Raw genomic sequence first — 17,043 nt, forward strand, 5'->3', positions numbered from 1 at the left:
CTCAACTTGCCATATCTTGACCAGTCCGCCACAGCCCACGGTGCGCGAGACGACTCTGCACGAACAGGAGTCTTCGGTAGGGGCCTGATGGCAGATGTCCGGCCTGTGCGTCCGGTGCGGGGGAGACGGTGGCTGATGGGAACCTGCAGCGAAGTCACCCTCTGACGGTGAACTCCAGCTCATCCACGGGGTTGGCGAATTCGCTGACTCGTAGTGACACCTGCATCCGCCACGTCCCCGATACCGGGAGCAGGACCTGCGCCGTGTAGAAGCCTGCTGACACGTGTGTCAGCGGGACGGCGCCGAGCGTCGCCCCGTCGGTGGACAGACGCACCACGGGCGGTGCGACACCCTCGGTGGGTTCGCCGGCCGTGGAACTCAGCCGAAGGGTGATGGTGTTGGAACCGCGGGTGAGTGGTGTGAGGGAGGCCCGCACCTTGATGTCGCCCAGCGTTGTCTCATGCGTGTCGGGATTGGCCTCGGCCGTCACGCTCGCGGGCCGGGAGCCGCCCTCGGGACTCGTGTCGACGAGGAATCCGGTGACGAGCAGGGCGACAGCAAGGACGGCGCCCTCGATCGCGGTGGCCCGCACCACCGGTCGGGCGTGCGTTTGTCGGCTGGTCTTGTTCGCTGCCCGCTTGAGCGAGGGGAGCAGCGACCACCTGTTCCACGCCGCGATCGCGAGAGCTGCCAGCACGATGGCGATCTTGGCTGTTACCAGCCTGCCGTAGCCGGTGTCGACGAGAGCTGACCAGGAACCGATGAGCCGCCATGCGAGCAGCGTTCCGGTGGCGACCAGGGCCGCGAGCACGCCGGCGGCGGCGGTGGAGAACCGGGCGAGCGTCTCGGCCGCGGCGGCTCCGCGGCTGGACAGGGCTGGCAGCGTCAGTGCCAAGCCGGCGAGTCCGCCGAGCCATATGCTGCCCGCGAGCAGGTGCAGCGCGTCCGCGCCGATGACGAGGCTTTCGGGGCTCGCTGCACGGGTGTGCCCTACCAGTGCGGGGGCCATGACCGTGAGCGCGGCGGTCCCTGCCGCTGCGACGCGTCGCTGTCGCGATGCGGACCCGGGACTGAGCAGGGCCAGGGCCAGTGCCAGTCCGGCGACGACGGCCGCGGCGACGGCGTACTCGGTCAGCGGCAGAGAGGACCACGTTGCGCCCTGTTTGAGCAGCGCCGGCCCGCCGCCGAGCAGATAGGCCGCGGTGATCGGCAACGCGGCAAGCCACGCCGCGGCTGCGACGGCCGCAGCGGCACGCGCGAAGGCGGCCGTACGTCGTCGTGGGTGGTCGGCACCGGGGTCGGTGGGCAGGAACATGGCGGCGAACGCGACAAGCCCGGCTGCGAGCAGCAGGCCGACATAGCCCACGACGCGGGCCAGGGTCAGTGTCCAGGGAACCTGCGGGATGCTGCTGGAGTCACTCGAAGAGGGGGCGGTGACAGGGGTGGGCGCGCCGACGGAGAAGGTGAGGGACCCGCTGATGGGATGCCCGTCATCGGAGACGACCCGCCAGGTGATCACGGTAGTGCCGTCGCCCAGGCGGGCAGACGGCACGACTCGGAGTTCGGTGCCCGTGACGGTCGGATTCGCTTCGACCGGCTCACCCTGCGGGCCGTAGACCTGGACGCCGCCCGGGATGGCGCGTACTGGTTCATCGAACGTGAACAGGATCCGGTCGGGTGCGGTCTGCAGGACCGCACCCTCGGCCGGGTTGGTGCTGACCAGGTGCGCGTGCGCGTTCGCCGGCTGGGGGAAGCCGAGCAGCAGCGCGGATACGAAGACCAGGACCAGCAGTGCCGTTGTCCGGATGCGCCGCGATCGTGGGTCGCTCATGCCCGACGGCGCTGTCGTACGAGCGCCGCACCGCCGAGGACCGAGCCGAGGACGCCGGCCGCCAGCGCGGCGAGGGTCAATGCGCGGTCCGTTCCCGACAGGGGCTCGGTGGCGGCGGAGTGCATGGGGTGCGCGTTGCTGGTGGTCATGTGGTGGAGCGTGCCCTCGTCGGGCTCGGAGGTGGTGAATCTCGGGGCGGGCAGCTCGAGTTCTTCGACGTTCCGCCCGTCCTGGGCAACCTCGATCCAGGCGGACTCGCCTTGCTCGCAGGTCTGGATGGTCGGGAAGACGAGCTCGGTTCCCGCGGCTTCGGGTAGCTGGACCGTGAGTTCGAAGACCTCGCGGTAGCCGTCCGGCAGTGGGGTGTCCGTGCTGAACGTGACCGAGGCTACCCGTTGCACGATCTGGGTGCCGTGGGAGTCCGTCACGGGCGGGTCGACCGTTTGCGTCTGCTTCGCGATCTTCCACAGTGCTGTCCGGGTGGGGGTCACTGAGGTGATCTGCGCCGGGATCTGAATAGTGATCTTGGTGGTGGGCGAGTTCCTGCAGCCGTGCCCGACGCTGAACTGGAGGACTGCGTGGGCGCCGGCCGCGGTGGTGGAGGGGGTGACGGTGACGTGCGCACTCGCCGGGGACGCGAGACCGAACAGGCTGACGATCAGCGTGGCGGCGCTGATCTGCATGCCGCGCCGTGCCCGCGTCCGAGTCGAACGGCGGTCGTGCTGGTCGGCCTGGGCCCGGACGGATCCGATGTCGTTGCGCCGCATGTCGCATCCTCGCGCTCAGGGCGAGTCGGCTCGCCCGGTGTTGATCGATGTGCGGGTTGGTCGTGCGGGTCGCAGTGATTCGACCAACCAGCGGAACCAATGTCAAGTATGTGAACTGGGCGCATTGCGGAGCCGCTGGGCTGAACGGTAGCGTGCGTTCACGTTAGCGAACTCAAGTCCATATGGTGGACAGCCGGTATCTGGGAGGGGCGTCATGCCTAACATCACCGTTGAACTGCTCGCGGGCCGGTCCTTGGAGCAGCGCAGGGCCTTTGCCCGGGCCGTGACCGACAATGCCGTCGAGATCCTTGGGGCCCGTGAGCAGGACGTCCGCATGGTGTTCAGCGAGATCACCGCCGATGTCGTGGCCAACGGGGGTGTGCTGGCCAGCGAGGACGCCAGCCGTGCCGGTGTGCTGGCCGCGTTCGACAAGCACTGAGGCCCTGTTTGGACGGTGGGCCGGCCGGCTGAGCCTTGCTCAGCGCGGCAGGCGGTACAGGCACGGAGATCTCCGTGCCTGTCGGTAGGGTTCTATGCGGATGCTGACGTGGGGCTGGCCGGGGGCATGGTCGGTCCCATCGTCGTTGTACGGGTCAGACGGTGGCGTGGCAGGCGAGCCGTCAGGTCATGGCCCCTGCGCCGGCCCAGTGGACCACTGCTTCGTCACGGTCTGGGCGGCCGTGACAGGCGACCGGCGAGTGCGTCCAGGTCCAGGCTGCGGCCCCCGGCTTCGCGAGGTGTGCGACAACGGCCGGCTTCAAAGAATGCGACCTGCGCAGTATGCGCAGTGGTTCAGCGCACCGGCCTGTTGTCACGCATCGCCGACAGGCGAGCCTTCACGCTCAGCAGGGTCTCGATGATGAAGTCTTCCCGGCCCTTTTTGAGGCGGCTGATGGGGACTGCGATGCTCAGCGCGTCGACCGATTGGGAGGAGAAGGGCAGCGCGACCCCGAAGCAGCGCACGCCCAGGCAGGATTCCTCGGTCTCCTCCGCGTAGCCGAGCTGGGCGGCCTTGTCGATGGTCGCCAGCAAGACGTCCCGGTTCGTGATCGTCTGGGAGGTGATGGCTTTGATCTGGTGGGGAACGAATGTCCCGCGGACGTCTTCGGGCATCTCTGCGAGCATCGCCCGTCCCAGGGCCGTGCTGTAAGCGGGAAGGCGGCGGCCGACGGCTGAGTACATGCGCAACGGATGCTTGGACTCGCGCTTGGCGGTGTAGATGACCTCGGTGCCTTCCAGGCGGCCCAGGTGCACCGTCTCCTCGGTAGCCGCCGCGATCTCGTCCATCACGGCGCTGGCACGCGACAGCACGGGGTCGCCATCGATGTAGGCGGAGCTGACCGTCAGCGTATGAACTCCGAGCCGGTAGACGGTGCCGGTCTGGTCGGTGTCCAGCCATCCGCGAGCACACATGGTGCGCAGGAGCGCGTGCAGGCTGCTCTTCGGGATGCCGAGGCGGGTGGCCAGCTGCAGCTGGGTGCCGGGGCCATGAGCGGCGATGTCGTCCAGGACGTCGAGGACGCGAGCAGCAGATTTGACCCCCGAGGTAGCGGAGCTGCTGTTGACCGTTTTGTCCGCGTCCACCGCGGCCTCCTCATGATCCATCGTGGTACAGGCACTTGGCGCCTAACACTAAACCACAGTTCACATAGAGGGACCGACTTCGGCCCCTTGACTCGTGATCGAAGGCATAGGTATCGTCGCGCTCAGTTCACATAGCGGAACCAGGTTCACAACCGAGGAGAAGTTTTGATCGAGGTAAGGCACTCCGCATCGCCGTCCAGCGTGGAGACGGCAACCAATGCGGACCTGCGAAAGAACTTTCTCGTCGACAGCCTGTTCCGCACCGGCGAGGTGCACGGGGTGTACACCCACGATGACCGGCTGGTCGTCGGCGGAGCGGTGCCCGGTGCCGGCCAGCTCGAACTGCCGGCCTGGGACGTGCTCGGCACGGCGTCGCACCTGGCCCGCCGCGAGCTCGGCATCGTCAACGTCGGCCAGTCCGGCCACGTGCTCGTCAACGACGAGAAGTTCGAACTCCGTCACCTCGACGGACTGTTCGTCGGCCGCGGCAACGAGGTCGTGTTCGCCGGTGCCGACGCCGCGTTCTACTTCGTCTCCGCCCCGGCACACGCGGCCTACCCGACCGCCCTGCTGAGCCACGCGGCGATCGAGCCGGTCAAGCTGGGCACGCCGCAGGGCGCGAGCCAGCGCAGCCTCTACCGCTACGCCTGGGGTCAGGAGCTGCAGACCTCGGTGCTCCAGTTCGGCGTGACCGTCATCGCCGACGGCTCCGTCTGGAACACGTTCCCGCCGCATCTGCACGACCGGCGTACCGAGGTCTACATGTACGTCGACCTCGACGACAAGGACCGGATCTTCCACCTGATGGGCCAGCCCGGCGCCGCCCGCCACCTCGTCGTGCGCGACCGCGAGGCCGTCATCTCGCCGCCGTGGTCGATCCACTCGGGCGTCGGCACCGGCTCGTACGCCTTCATCTGGGCCATGGCCGGCGAGAACAACGACTACACCGATCTGCAGCCCGTGGCGCTGGAGGATCTGTGACCGCTCAGCCTGCCGCCGAACTCCGCTCGCCGTTCGACCTGACCGGCCGCTGCGCCGTCGTGACCGGCGCCGGCCGCGGCCTGGGGCAGGCCATCGCCCGCGGGCTCGCCCAGGCCGGTGCCGACCTGGTCCTGCTGGGCAGGCCGGGCAGCCAGTCGGCCACCCGGGACCAGCTGGCCGGCCTCGGCCGGGACGTGGAGCTCGTCGACCTCGACGTCAGCGACCACGACGCCGTCGAGCGGGTCGCCGCGCAGGTGAACGGCAACCGCCAGGTCGACATCCTGGTCAACAACGCCGGCATCATCGACCGCGCGGACTCGGTGGACGTGAGCCGGCAGTCGTGGAACCGCGTGGTGGACGTCAATCTGAACGGCCTGTTCCTGCTCTGCCAGCAGTTCGGGCGCCCGATGACCGAACGCGGGCACGGCAAGATCGTCAACGTCGCCAGCCTGCTCTCCTTCCAGGGCGGACTCCGCGTGGCGTCCTACGCCGCCAGCAAGCACGGCGTCGCCGGCGTCACCAAGGCCCTGGCCAACGAGTGGGGACCGCGCGGGGTGCAGGTCAACGCCATCGCACCCGGCTACATGAACACCGACAACACGACCGCGCTGCGTGCGGACCCGGACCGCTCCCGGTCCATCCTCGAACGCATCCCGGCCGGTCGCTGGGGAGACGCCTCCGACATCGCCGGAGCGGCTGTCTTCCTGAGTTCCGCCGCCGCCGACTACGTCAACGGCCACGTCCTGGTCGTCGACGGAGGCTGGATGGCCCGCTGACCCTGGCCTCCAGCGCACCGAACCCGCACCATACAACGACGCTGTCGCCATCAGCGCCCCGGCGGCAGATATCGCTCTCTGTTTGTGCCACCCCTCCCGCCGGATCCTCCGGCACTGAAGAGATCGAGGAACAACCATGAGGATCGCGTTTCGTCCCACCGCGGCGTTAATCTCCCTATCGCTGGCGGCCGCCGCCCTGGCCGGCTGCAGCGAGCAGGCAGCCGGAGACGGCGACCCCGCCGCCGCGGGCGCCTGCAAGCCGGCTGACGTCAAACTGGTGGGCCAGGTCCGCAACGAGTCCAACCCGTACGAGGCCTCGTGGCTGGCCGGCGGCGACGCCTTCGCCAAGTCGGTCGGTCTCACCCAGCAGCGCCTCACCTACGGCGGTGACTCCACCAAGCAGCAGGAGCAGATCAGCCAGATTCTCGCCGGCGACACCAAGTGCCTGGTCATGAACGTGCTTCCCAACGGCGACTCGGACACCGCGCCGATCGTCAAGGGCGCCGACAAGGCCGGTGCCTTCCTCGTCACGCAGTGGAACAAGCCGGCCGACCTGAACCCGGCCGACTACAAGACGTGGATCAGCCACATCACCTACAACGGCGTCGAGTCCGGCAAGCAGATCGGTGACGCGCTCGCCAAGTCGATCGGCGGCTCGGGCGGCATCATCGCGCTGCAGGGCGTCCTGGACACCGCGGCCGCCAAGGACCGGTTCGCCGGACTCCAGGCGTCGCTCAAGGAGAATTCCGGCGTCCAGCTGCTCGACCAGCAGACCGCCAACTTCTCGCGCGCCGAGGCGCTCACCGTCACCAAGACGCTGCTGACCAAGCACGGCGACAAGGTCAAGGGCATCTGGGCCGCCAACGACGACATGGCGCTCGGCGCTCTGGAAGCACTCCAGCAGGCAGGTCGTGCGGGCAAGGTGGCGGTCGTCGGCATCGACGCCGTGCCCGACGCCGTCACGGCGGTGCAGAGCGGAGCCATGACCGCCACCGTCTCCAGCGACGGCACGTGGCAGGGCGGGATCGGCCTGGCGATCGGCTTCTGCGTGGCCACCGGCAAGCTGGAGGTCAAGGACATCGCCGCGGACAACCGGGCGTTCTTCGCCGAGCAGTTCCTCATCACCAAGGACAACGCCGCCGACTTCGCCCAGCCGAAGACCAACCCGTCGGACTTCGACTGCGCCAACGTCTTCAAGCGTGTGGCCGGGCCCCTGAAGTGACGGTTGAATCCGGGGCCGCCGTGCCCCGCCGGAACTCTCGGCGGGGCACGGCGTTTCGAGACGCCGGCCCACCGGTCGCGCTGGTCGTCATCTTCTCGGTGTTCGCGGTCCTGAGCCCGCAGTTCCGCAGCATCGACAACGTCCAGAACATCGTCGACGCCGCCGCGGTGCTCGCCGTGGTCACCTGCGGCATCACGTTCGTGCTGATGATGGGGTCCATCGACCTGTCGGCCGCGGGCGTGATGGGCGCTTCCGCGCTGACCGTGTCGCTGCTGGTCGCCAACAACCGCAACGACAACGACTTCGGGCTTGTCGGGATCGCGGCCGCGGTCGTGCTGGGCTGTGCGTTCGGCTGCCTGAGCGGCCTCGCTCTGGTCCTGCTGAAGGTGCCCTCGTTCATGGCCACGCTGGGGGTGTCGGCCATCGGGCTCGGCGTCGCGACCCTCATGTTCGCCGGCGTCCAGCCCAACATCTCCGACGCCATGCTCAAGAGCTGGGCGATCGAGCGCTTCCTGGGCTTGTCGTACCTGACCTGGATCGCCGCCGCGTGCATCCTGCTGGGCTGGCTCGTCCAGCGCTACACCCGGCTCGGCCGGTACGCCTTCGCGATCGGCGGCGCCGAGGAGGTGCTCACGCTGTCCGGCGTCAAAGTGAAGCCGTACAAGGTCGCGGTCTTCACCCTCGCCGGCGCGTTCTACGGCCTCGGCGGGGTCATGGTGACCAGCCAGCTCGGCGCCGGCCTCGTCCAAGCCGGCAACGGATACGACTTCTCGGCCATCACCGCCGCCGTCGTCGGCGGCACCCTGCTCACCGGCGGCCGTGGCGGCATCCTGCACTCCGCCGTGGGCGTCGTGCTCGTCATGGTGCTCACGAACGGTCTCGTGCAGGTCGGGGTGAGCCCCTACTGGCAGGGTGGGGTCGAGGGCCTCATCGTCGTGGCCGCGGTCGCCGCCGCGGTCATCCCCCAGCGTCGAAGAAACCAGGTGGTCAAGTGAGCGTCCCAGCCGAACGGGAGCCCACCACGTCCGCGCCGGTACCGGCGTTGGAGGTCCGCGGCCTCGTCAAGCACTACCCGGGCGTGAAGGCCCTCGACGGCGTCGACCTGGTGGTCCGCCAGCACGAGGTGCTGGGTCTGGCCGGCGAGAACGGCGCGGGCAAGTCCACGCTGCTCAAAGCGCTGGTCGGCCTGGTCACCCCCGACGCCGGCGAGATCTACGTCCGCGGCGAGGCCGTCAAACTGCGCAGCGTCGTCGACGCCGCCAACCACGGCATCGGCATGGTGTTCCAGGAACAGTCCCTGGTGCCCAACCTGACCGCGGCGGAGAACATCCTGCTCGGCAGCGAAGGCGCCGCGGTCCGCCGCGGCGTCTACCGCTGGGACGTCATGCGCCGCCTGGCCCAGGAGCAGCTCGACAAGATCGGCTCGAAGATCGACCCCCTCGCCCGCACCGACACGCTCTCCTTCGCCGACCGGCAGATGGTCGAGATCGCCAAGGTGCTGCGCATCGAGCAGCGCAGCCAGCACCCGCCGGTCATCATCCTCGACGAGCCGACCTCGGTCCTGGAGTCCAAGGAGATCGAGACCCTGTTCGCGCAGATCCGCCGGCTGCGCGAGTTCGCCTCGGTCGTCTTCGTCTCCCACCGCCTCGACGAGGTGCTGGACGTGTGCGACCGGGTGACCGTGCTGCGCAGCGGCCAGTCCGTCGGCGAGGTCGCCACGGCCGGCGCCGTCCCACGCGAGCTGCACCGGATGATGATCGGCTCCACCGGGTCCGACGATCACTACCATGAGAACGCCGCCGGGCCCGTCGAGGCCGAGCAGCCCCGGCTGTCCATACGCGGCCTGTCGGGCAGCTCGTTCCGCGACATCGACCTCGACGTCGCGGCAGGGGAGATCGTGGCGATCGTCGGCGTGCACGGATCCGGTCGAGAGGACGTCTGCCGCGCCCTGTTCGGCATCGAGCCGACGACCGCCGGCGAGATCCGGATGGACGGCAAGAAGATCAGCCTGCCCAACACCCGTGCCGCGTGCGCGGCCGGCATCGGCTACGTGCCGGCCGAACGCAAGACCGAAGGCATGGTCGGCCCGATGTCGGTGGCCGAGAACATGACCCTGACCAAGCAGAAGGCCCGCTGCGCGGGCCCCTTCGTGGCGCCGAAGAAACAGGCCGGCCTGGTGGACCGCTGGATCGACCGGCTGTCCATCCGCACGCCCAGCCGCGACACCCCCATCCAGCGGCTGTCCGGCGGCAACCAGCAGAAGGTCGTCCTGGCCCGGTGGCTGATCGGCGGCGACATCCGGCTGCTCCTACTGGACCACCCGACCCGCGGCCTGGACATCGGCGCCCGCTCGGAGGTGTACCGGCTGATGCGGGAGCTCGCCGCGAACGGGGTCGCCACCGTGCTGCTGGCCGACAGCCTCGAGGAGGCCATCGGCATGGCCGACCGCATCCTGGTCATGAACGACGGACGGGTCGTGACCGAGGTCGCCTGCCCGAACGGCGGCAAGCCGAGCCCTCTGGACCTCGTGAAAGAGATGGTATGAGCACTCCCGTCGCCATGCAGCCGGTCGCCGAACCCGCGACCGGCAGAAATGGCCCCCGCCCAGCCAAGCGACTCACCGGGTTCATGCCGCTCATCGCCCTGGTGGCGCTCGTGGCCGCCCTGACGGTCGCCGACCCGGACTTCCTGACCCCGCGGAGCCTGACCGCGGTGGCGCGGACCGCGGCGCCGCTCATCGTGCTCGCCGCGGGGGCGACGCTCATCGTGCTCTGCGGCGGCATCGATCTTTCCATCGCGGCGTTGGCCTCGCTTTCGACAGTCCTGCTGGCCCTCTGGCTGCCGAATCTCGGCGGCATGGCCACGCCGGTCGTCATCGCCGTCGCGGCGGCGATCGGCGCGGTCCAGGGCCTGGCGCACGTGCTGTTACGGATACCGTCGTTCATCGTCACCCTGGGCGGGATGAGCATCCTGTCCGCGGTCGCCCTCGTCGTGTCCGGCGCCGGCACCGTGCGGGTGGTGGACGACTCGCCGGTCAAGTGGCTCGAACTCTATGTCGGCGGCTACGTGCCGATGTCGGCCGCGATGGCGCTGCTCGTCGTCGCCCTGATCGCCGCCGTCGTCAAGGCCACCCCGCTGCACAGCTGGATCTCGGCCACCGGCTACTCCGAGTCGGCCGCGCGGCTCGCCGGCACGCCCGTCGACCTGGTCAAGATCGGTGCGTTCTGCGTCTCCGGCGCCTGCGCCGGGTTCGCCGCGGTCATGCTGGTCTCACGCCAGTTCAGCGGCGGCCCCACCATGGCCGACAACCTGCTGCTGCCGGCGGTCGCGGCGATCGTCGTCGGCGGCACCGCCATCACCGGCGGTCACGGCAGCCTGTGGCGCAGCCTCGCCGGCGCACTCGTCGTGACGCTGCTGCGGGTCGGCCTGCCGATCGTCGGCGTGCCGTCCGCCTACGAGCAGATCCTGTACGGCGTGATCATCGTCGTCGCCGTCGCACTCACCCTCGACTGGTCAAAGGTGTCGATCATCAAATAGCCGAGCCGAATCCTCATGACCTAGCTAACCGCACATATGGAAGGCCACCATGTCCCACGAGAACTCCACGCTCCTGCCCGCCGTCCGATCGTTCCTGTCCTCGCCCAAGCAGCTGCTCATCGGCGGCGAATGGGTGGACGCCAAGGACGGCAGGACGTTCGCCACCGTCAACCCGTCGACCGAGGAGGTGCTGGTCCAGGTCGCGCACGCGTCCGCCGTCGACGTGGACCGCGCGGTCACGGCGGCTCGCACGGCGTTCGAGTCCCCCTCCCCGTGGTCGAAGATGACCCCGCGTGACCGCTCCCACCTGCTGTGGCGCATCGGCGACCTCATCGACGCCCACGCCGACGAGTTCGCCCAGCTGGAGGCCCTCGACAACGGCAAGCGCGTCGAAGCGGCCCGCGACGGTGACGTCGTGGTCTCCGCCGAGCTCTTCCGCTACTTCGCGGGCTGGGCGACCAAGATGGAAGGCACGTCCATCCCGATGTCCGTGCCGGGCCGGGAATTCCACGCCTACACCCGCCGCGAGGCGATCGGCGTCGTCGCGGGCATCGTGCCGTGGAACTTCCCCCTGCTGATGGCCTGCTTCAAGATCGTCCCGGCCATCACCGCGGGCAACACCGTCATCCTCAAGCCGGCCGAGCAGACTCCGCTGACGGCGCTGCGCCTCGGTGAGCTCCTGCTCGAGGCCGGCGTGCCCGCCGGCGTCGTGAACATCCTGCCCGGCTTCGGCGACACCGGGGCCGCGCTGGTCGACCACCACGGCGTGGACAAGGTCGCCTTCACCGGCAGCACCGAGGTCGGCAAGAAGATCGCCGCTGCGGCGTCGGGCAACCTCAAGAAGGTCTCCCTGGAGCTCGGCGGCAAGGCTCCCAACATCATCTTCAACGACGCCGACATCGACGCCGCCATCGCCGGCGCGGTGCTGGGCGGTTACTTCAACGAGGGGCAGTGCTGCGTCAACGGCTCGCGCCTGTACGTCCAGCGCGGCGTCTTCGACCAGGTCGTCGAGGGTGTGGCCGCGGCCGCGCGCGCGATCAGGGTGGGCGACGGCTTCGATGCGGCCTCGCAGATGGGTCCGCTGGTCTCCCGGGAGCAGCACGAGAAGGTGCTGGGCTACATCCGTGGCGCGGTGGCCGAAGGCGCCGTGCTGCGCGCGGGAAGCGCCGATGCGGTCGGTGACCGCGGCTTCTTCGTGTCGCCGACGCTCATCACGTCCGTGAACGAGCGGATGGCCGTGCAGACCGACGAGATCTTCGGCCCGGTCGTGACGGCGGTGCCCTTCGACACCGAGGAAGAGGTCGTCGCGGCGGCGAACAACACGGTGTACGGGCTTGCCGCGGGTGTCTGGTCGCAGAACATCGGCACCGCGCACCGCGTCGGTGCCCGCCTGCGGGCCGGCACGGTGTGGCTCAACACGTGGCACGCCGACGACGTCACACTGCCGCGCGGCGGCTTCAAGCAGTCGGGCTGGGGGCGCGAGCTCGGGTCGTTCGGCCTGGACGACTACACCCAGCTCAAGACCGTTATCGCGGAGCTGCGATGAGCATCGCCGGTGCTCGTGGGGACGGGTGCGGGTGAACAGTGCTCCGGTGGACGGCCCGCGCCCACGGGGCGCGGGGTCGATCTGATGCCGGTGGCGGCTGGCCGGTGAAGCGACGTCGGTCGGCGGTCGGCTCACCGTCGAGGCGAGCAATGTGACTGGTCTGACGAGGTAGGCCCCCGGAATGCTTCCGGCGGGCCTACCTGACGTGTCGGCGCTCGCCTGAACGGCGTCGGAGAGTGCGCCTGATTCCTGCGGCGCCACTGTGGCAGGCGTCGGTCGAGGTGCGAACGACGGATGATCGAGTATCGAGTTGCAGTTCGCATATGAGAACTCAAGCGCCTCTAGATTCATATATGCGTATTCGATTCTTGACAGCGTATTCACGTGTGTCTTACCTTCAGGCTTCCGTGGTGGTGTCCGTCCTCGCCGCCACGCCCGCCGAACCTCAAGGGATCTCTTATGAAAGTGCCCCGCAGGTCTGCCCGCTCTCACCTCTTTGCTCAGCTCGATCGAATGTTCGGGGGGCTGTCCGGTCGGGCCGCCGCAACGTTCGCAGCGTTGTCGCTGGTCGCCGGGCTGTTGGCCCCCATCGCGGCGCACGCCGCGGCGCCCGCCGATGACGGCCGGCTCAACGTGCTGTTGTTCTACAAGTCCAATTTCCACGCCTCTCACGTGCAGGCGCGGCAGGCTGTGCGTGACCTGGTCACCCAGCTCGGCACGCAGTACGGCCAGCCGGTGGAGATCCAGGAGACCGAGGACCCGGCGGTGTTCAACACCGCGAACCTCGCCAACCGCGACACGGTGGTCTTCGCACAGACCGGTGGTGTCCTGTTCAACGCGCCACAGCGCAGCGCGCTGGAGGCCTACATCCGCGGCGGCGGCGGCTTCATGGGCATGCACTACACCGGCTGGTCGGCCGGTGAGAGCGAGCACGACGTCAACCCGTTCTACGCCCGCCTCATCGGCGCCGCTTCCGAAGGGCACCCGGAGAACCCCGGTGTGCGGCCGGGCCGCGTGTTCGTGACGAACACCAGCCACCCGCTGACGCAGGGCGTGACGGCGAGCATCACCCGCAGCGACGAGTGGTACGACTGGGTCGTCAACCCGGCGCCCTGGGTGCGCACCCTGATCCAGGCCGACGAGTCCTCGTACGGCATGGGCCGTCAGGGCTCCATGCACCCGCTCACCTGGTGCCAGCAGATCGACTCCGGCCGGTCCTGGTACACCTCCATGGGACACGAGGGCACCGCGTACGCCGAGTCGTACATGCGCGCCCAGATGAAGAACGGCCTCGCCTACGCCGCCAAACTGCTGCCCGCGGACTGCTCACCGCCGACGAAGGACCAGGCCGGCGCATGGAGCGGCGTCACCCCGTGGCCGCTGGTCCCGATCAACATGGCACTGACCTCCGACGGCCGGGTGCAGTCGTTCGGCAGCGTCGGCGGCTGGGGCAACGACACCACGCCGTACGACTGGACCGGCAACGACTCGGTCACCCAGGGCGGCCAGATGGAGGTCGACGTCTGGAACCCCGACCAGCCACGCAACCTGGCGAACCTGCGCAACGGGATCCTGCCGAACACCACGTACACCGACCTGTTCTGCGCCATGCAGGTGCAGTTCCCGCACGACCACTCCACCATGACGGTCGGCGGGGACGACGGACTGGGAGGAAACGCGCCGAATGACGGAGCGATCGGCGTCACCAGCTACACCACGAACAACGGGCTGCAGAACGAGGCGCCCATGAACTTCCCCCGGTGGTACCCGACCGGCACCACCATGCCCAACGGCGACGTCGTCGTGCAGGGTGGAAGCCTCCGCGGCGGGCCCGGCGGGCCCGGTGTCCTCACCCCGGAGATCTACACCCCGGAGCAGGGCTCGGGCTGGAAGAAGCTCGACGGCGCCAGGAGCCCGGCCGCGTACGGTGACGGCGGAGCCGACCACGCCGGCGCGGACGAGAACCGCTGGTGGTACCCCCGCGCGTTCGTGTCCCCGACCACCGGGACGCTGTTCAACATCAGCGGTACGCAGATGTTCGAGCTCAACCCCTACGGCAACGGCGGCACCGGCCAGATGACGCTGCGTGGCACCCTGCCCACCGGCGTCTCCAACCAGGGCGCCAACGGCAACCCGGTCGGCGCCACGTCCACCGCCACGATGTACCGGCCCGGCAAGATCCTCCAGGTCGGCGGCGGCTGGTGGGGCAACGGCGGCGGCCCCGACGGCGCCCGGGCCGGCTTCATCGTCGACATCACCGGCGGCACCGCCAACCCGGTCATCACGGCGACCCAGCCGATGAAGTACCAGCGCCACTGGGCGACCTCGACGCTGCTGCCCGACGGCAGGGTGCTGGTCACCGGCGGCGCCCGGGAGAACAACGGCAACGGCGGATACGTCACCAACCCCGAGATCTGGAACCCGGACACCGGCACCTGGACCGAGGTCGTCCTGCCGCACGAGCGCGCCCGGCTCTACCACTCCACCGCCCTGCTCCTGCCCGACGGCCGGGTCATGATCGGCGGCGGCGGCGCGCCCGGTCCGCGCAACTACACCGACGTGGAGTACTACTCCCCGTCGTACCTGTTCGACGGCAACAACCCCGCCCCGCGCCCCGTGATCTCCGCCGCGCCCGCGAAGATCGGCTACAACGGCACCTTCCAGATCACCGCGACCGGCACGGTCTCGCGCGTCGCGCTGGTCCGCAACGGTTCCGTGACGCACGGGTTCAACAACGACCAGAACTTCCAGAACCTGGCGTTCAGCCAGTCCGGTGGCACGGTGAACATCACGTCGCCGCTCAACGGCAACTACGCACCGCCCGGTGCGTACATGCTGTTCGTCTTCGACGCCGCCGGCACCCCGTCGGTCGCGAAGATCGTGAAGATCGACCCCTCGGTGATCATGACGCAGCTCAACCCGCGGGTCGTCGACCAGTTCGAGTACCCGCGCCTGCCCGCCGAATGGCGCACCAACAACCCTCCCGCGACCGTCGACGTCGCCGCCGGCAACAGCCGGATGGTGCCCTGGTCGGTCGTGAGCCCGGTCCAGCTGGTGCGCGGCACCGCCACCGGTCAGGGCGGCCTGGGCCTCACCGGCTATCAGCTGGCCCTGGGCACCTCGGGCAGCATCAGACGCACCGTCAACGATCTCACTCCCGGAAGCACGTACCGGATATCGCTGCGCTACGCACGCGACGCCCGGTCGACCGGGACCGCCGCGGCGACGGCCACACTGTCGATCGGCAGCCTGAGCACCACGCTCACCGCCACGACAGCGCTGCCGTCGACAGCCGCCTACGGCACCTACTCCGGCACCTTCACGGCCGCGACTGCCTCCCAGACGCTCAGCCTGACGGCTCCGGGCACCGGCGCCAGCCTGATGATCGACGACCTGGTGATCGTCGGCGACAACGCCCCACCGCCGGCCACCGGCATCCCCGTCCGCTACGAGTTCGAGGAAGGCCAGGGCACCACCGCCGCCAACACCGGCCCCGCCAGCGGGGTAGGGGCAGCCGTCCTGACCGGGACCACCGGCTGGTCCACCAACGGTGTCCTCGGCAAGGCCGTCAACCTGCCCGGTGGCAGCACCGCGAACGCGGTGGACCTGCCGGACAACCTGCTGCAGGGCGCGTCGAACTTCTCCACCGGCTTCTGGGTCCGCCCCGACACCAAGTCCAACTGGACCGGCCTGTTCCACATCGGTGACGGACTCGGCTCCGCCGGGAGCTACTTCCAGATCCAGATGCAGACCCAGGCAAGTGGAAGCACCGGCCTCGCCGTCACCTTCAAAGCGAAGACCGGCCCGGAGGAGCGGATCTACGCCACTCCGGCTCAGGACGTGGCCGCCAACCAGTGGAGCCATGTGGCCTTCACCCGCCAAGGCTCGATCGGCACGCTGTACCTCAACGGCGTGGTGATCGCGACCCGTACCGACCTGACCATCGGCATGACCGAGGTCGGTCCGACGGCCAACAACTGGCTCGGTCGCAACGGCTACGGGGACGCGGCATTCGACGGTCTGATGGACGACGTGCGCGTGTACACGTCCACGCTGACCGCCGCGGACGTCGCCGCGATGTACAACGAAGGCGTCGCCGTCCGGTACACCTTCGACGAGAACACGGGCACCACCGCCGCGAACACGGGAGCGAAGTCGTCGATCGGCGCAGCCTCCTTCCTGGGTACGACCGGCTGGAGCGCAGCCGGCCGGTACGGTAGCGCGGTGTCGCTGCCGGGCGGTGCCGCGAGCACGAACAACCAGGTCCGGCTGCCGGACAACATCGAGGCCGGCCTGGACGAACAGTTCACCGTGTCCTTCTGGGCGCGCCCGGACACGCTTCCGAGCTGGGTGCCGCTGTTGCAGATCGGCAGCAGCACGGACACGTTCTTCCTGATCCAGTCGGCCACGAACGGTTCGACCACCGGGTTCGGGGCCACGTTCAAGGCACCGGGGGTGGCCACACAGGAACGGCTCCTGCTCGGTGCGGGCAGAGACCTGCCGCTCAACGAGTGGACGCACGTGGTGTTCACGATGAGCGGATCGACGGGGAAGATCTACTTCAACGGCGTCCTGCAGGCCACCCGTACCGATTTCACCATCGGCATCGGTGACGTGGGCGTGGGCGGCAACACCACGGCCAACTTTGTCGGTGGGACGAGCTGGGGGGATTCGAGGTTCGACGGGTTGATCGACGACCTCCGGTTGTACGGTTACGAGCTCAGCGCCGAGCAGGTAACGCAGCTGCATGCGGGTCGCCGGTGAGCGCGCCGCTGGGGTAAAGGCACCCCGTCGGCTCG

The 17,043-nt window shown here is 69.1% G+C and carries 12 protein-coding genes; 9 read left to right on the top strand and 3 right to left on the bottom strand.

Annotation, left to right across the window (positions count from 1 at the left end; genetic code table 11):
- Positions 1–154 precede the first annotated feature (154 nt).
- Together FLL47_RS35600 and FLL47_RS35605 are read right to left on the bottom strand one after the other, a co-directional pair.
- Positions 155–1,831 carry a copper resistance CopC/CopD family protein gene (locus FLL47_RS35600; RefSeq protein ID WP_144127056.1) on the bottom strand — a complete coding sequence of 559 codons (1,677 nt, stop codon included), beginning with the start codon at positions 1,829–1,831 and terminating at the stop codon, positions 155–157.
- The gene (locus FLL47_RS35605; protein ID WP_144127057.1) at positions 1,828–2,598 is read right to left on the bottom strand and encodes a YcnI family copper-binding membrane protein; all 771 of its coding nucleotides are present in this window, start codon (positions 2,596–2,598) and stop codon (positions 1,828–1,830) included. Before FLL47_RS35605 ends, FLL47_RS35600 begins: the two co-directional genes overlap by 4 nt.
- Before the next feature lie 214 nt (positions 2,599–2,812).
- Here FLL47_RS35605 and FLL47_RS35610 point away from each other — a divergent pair, with 214 nt between their 5' ends.
- Entirely contained in the window at positions 2,813–3,037 is a 225-nt protein-coding gene (locus FLL47_RS35610; RefSeq protein WP_144127058.1) for a tautomerase family protein, read from the top strand.
- A 353-nt stretch (positions 3,038–3,390) separates the two neighbouring features.
- On the opposite strand, the gene FLL47_RS35615 is transcribed toward FLL47_RS35610, so the two are convergent.
- On the bottom strand, positions 3,391–4,182 hold the full coding sequence (locus tag FLL47_RS35615; RefSeq protein WP_222106353.1) for an IclR family transcriptional regulator: 792 nt from the start codon (positions 4,180–4,182) through the stop codon (positions 3,391–3,393).
- 165 nt (positions 4,183–4,347) lie between these two features.
- On the opposite strand from FLL47_RS35615, the gene kduI reads away from it, so the two are divergent.
- The 8 genes from kduI (at position 4,348) to FLL47_RS35655 (ending at position 17,008) form a co-directional block, all read left to right on the top strand.
- On the top strand, positions 4,348–5,163 hold the full coding sequence (gene kduI, locus FLL47_RS35620) for a 5-dehydro-4-deoxy-D-glucuronate isomerase (RefSeq protein ID WP_144127060.1): 816 nt from the start codon (positions 4,348–4,350) through the stop codon (positions 5,161–5,163).
- Positions 5,160–5,939 carry a 2-dehydro-3-deoxy-D-gluconate 5-dehydrogenase KduD gene (kduD, locus tag FLL47_RS35625; protein WP_144127061.1) on the top strand — a complete coding sequence of 260 codons (780 nt, stop codon included), beginning with the start codon at positions 5,160–5,162 and terminating at the stop codon, positions 5,937–5,939. Before kduI ends, kduD begins: the two co-directional genes overlap by 4 nt.
- Before the next feature lie 136 nt (positions 5,940–6,075).
- Positions 6,076–7,161, top strand: coding sequence for a sugar ABC transporter substrate-binding protein (locus tag FLL47_RS35630; protein ID WP_144127062.1), 1,086 nt, complete (start codon positions 6,076–6,078; stop codon positions 7,159–7,161).
- A gap of 98 nt (positions 7,162–7,259) precedes the next feature.
- Complete coding sequence (locus FLL47_RS35635; protein ID WP_222106354.1) at positions 7,260–8,156, top strand: ABC transporter permease; 897 nt, start codon at positions 7,260–7,262, stop codon at positions 8,154–8,156.
- A complete protein-coding gene (locus tag FLL47_RS35640; RefSeq protein WP_144127064.1) occupies positions 8,153–9,706 on the top strand; it encodes a sugar ABC transporter ATP-binding protein in 1,554 nt (517 codons plus the stop codon). The genes FLL47_RS35635 and FLL47_RS35640 overlap by 4 nt, the downstream gene beginning before the upstream one ends.
- Positions 9,703–10,698, top strand: coding sequence for an ABC transporter permease (locus tag FLL47_RS35645; protein WP_144127065.1), 996 nt, complete (start codon positions 9,703–9,705; stop codon positions 10,696–10,698). Before FLL47_RS35640 ends, FLL47_RS35645 begins: the two co-directional genes overlap by 4 nt.
- Before the next feature lie 49 nt (positions 10,699–10,747).
- Positions 10,748–12,244 carry an aldehyde dehydrogenase family protein gene (locus tag FLL47_RS35650; protein WP_144127066.1) on the top strand — a complete coding sequence of 499 codons (1,497 nt, stop codon included), beginning with the start codon at positions 10,748–10,750 and terminating at the stop codon, positions 12,242–12,244.
- 513 nt (positions 12,245–12,757) lie between these two features.
- Complete coding sequence (locus FLL47_RS35655; protein ID WP_222106355.1) at positions 12,758–17,008, top strand: LamG-like jellyroll fold domain-containing protein; 4,251 nt, start codon at positions 12,758–12,760, stop codon at positions 17,006–17,008.
- The last annotated feature ends 35 nt before the right edge of the window (positions 17,009–17,043 follow it).

The sequence above is a fragment of the Catellatospora sichuanensis genome (assembly GCF_007483665.1).
Classification (GTDB): Bacteria; Actinomycetota; Actinomycetes; order Mycobacteriales; family Micromonosporaceae; genus Catellatospora; species Catellatospora sichuanensis.

Bases quoted from the DNA above. Each gene is read 5' to 3' on its own strand.
- FLL47_RS35650 (WP_144127066.1), top strand. From the start codon at position 10,748: ATGTCCCACGAGAACTCCACGCTCCTGCCCGCCGTCCGATCGTTCCTG.
- FLL47_RS35600 (WP_144127056.1), bottom strand. From the start codon at position 1,831: ATGAGCGACCCACGATCGCGGCGCATCCGGACAACGGCACTGCTGGTC.
- FLL47_RS35610 (WP_144127058.1), top strand. From the start codon at position 2,813: ATGCCTAACATCACCGTTGAACTGCTCGCGGGCCGGTCCTTGGAGCAG.
- FLL47_RS35630 (WP_144127062.1), top strand. From the start codon at position 6,076: ATGAGGATCGCGTTTCGTCCCACCGCGGCGTTAATCTCCCTATCGCTG.
- FLL47_RS35645 (WP_144127065.1), top strand. From the start codon at position 9,703: ATGAGCACTCCCGTCGCCATGCAGCCGGTCGCCGAACCCGCGACCGGC.
- FLL47_RS35605 (WP_144127057.1), bottom strand. From the start codon at position 2,598: ATGCGGCGCAACGACATCGGATCCGTCCGGGCCCAGGCCGACCAGCAC.
- FLL47_RS35655 (WP_222106355.1), top strand. From the start codon at position 12,758: ATGTTCGGGGGGCTGTCCGGTCGGGCCGCCGCAACGTTCGCAGCGTTG.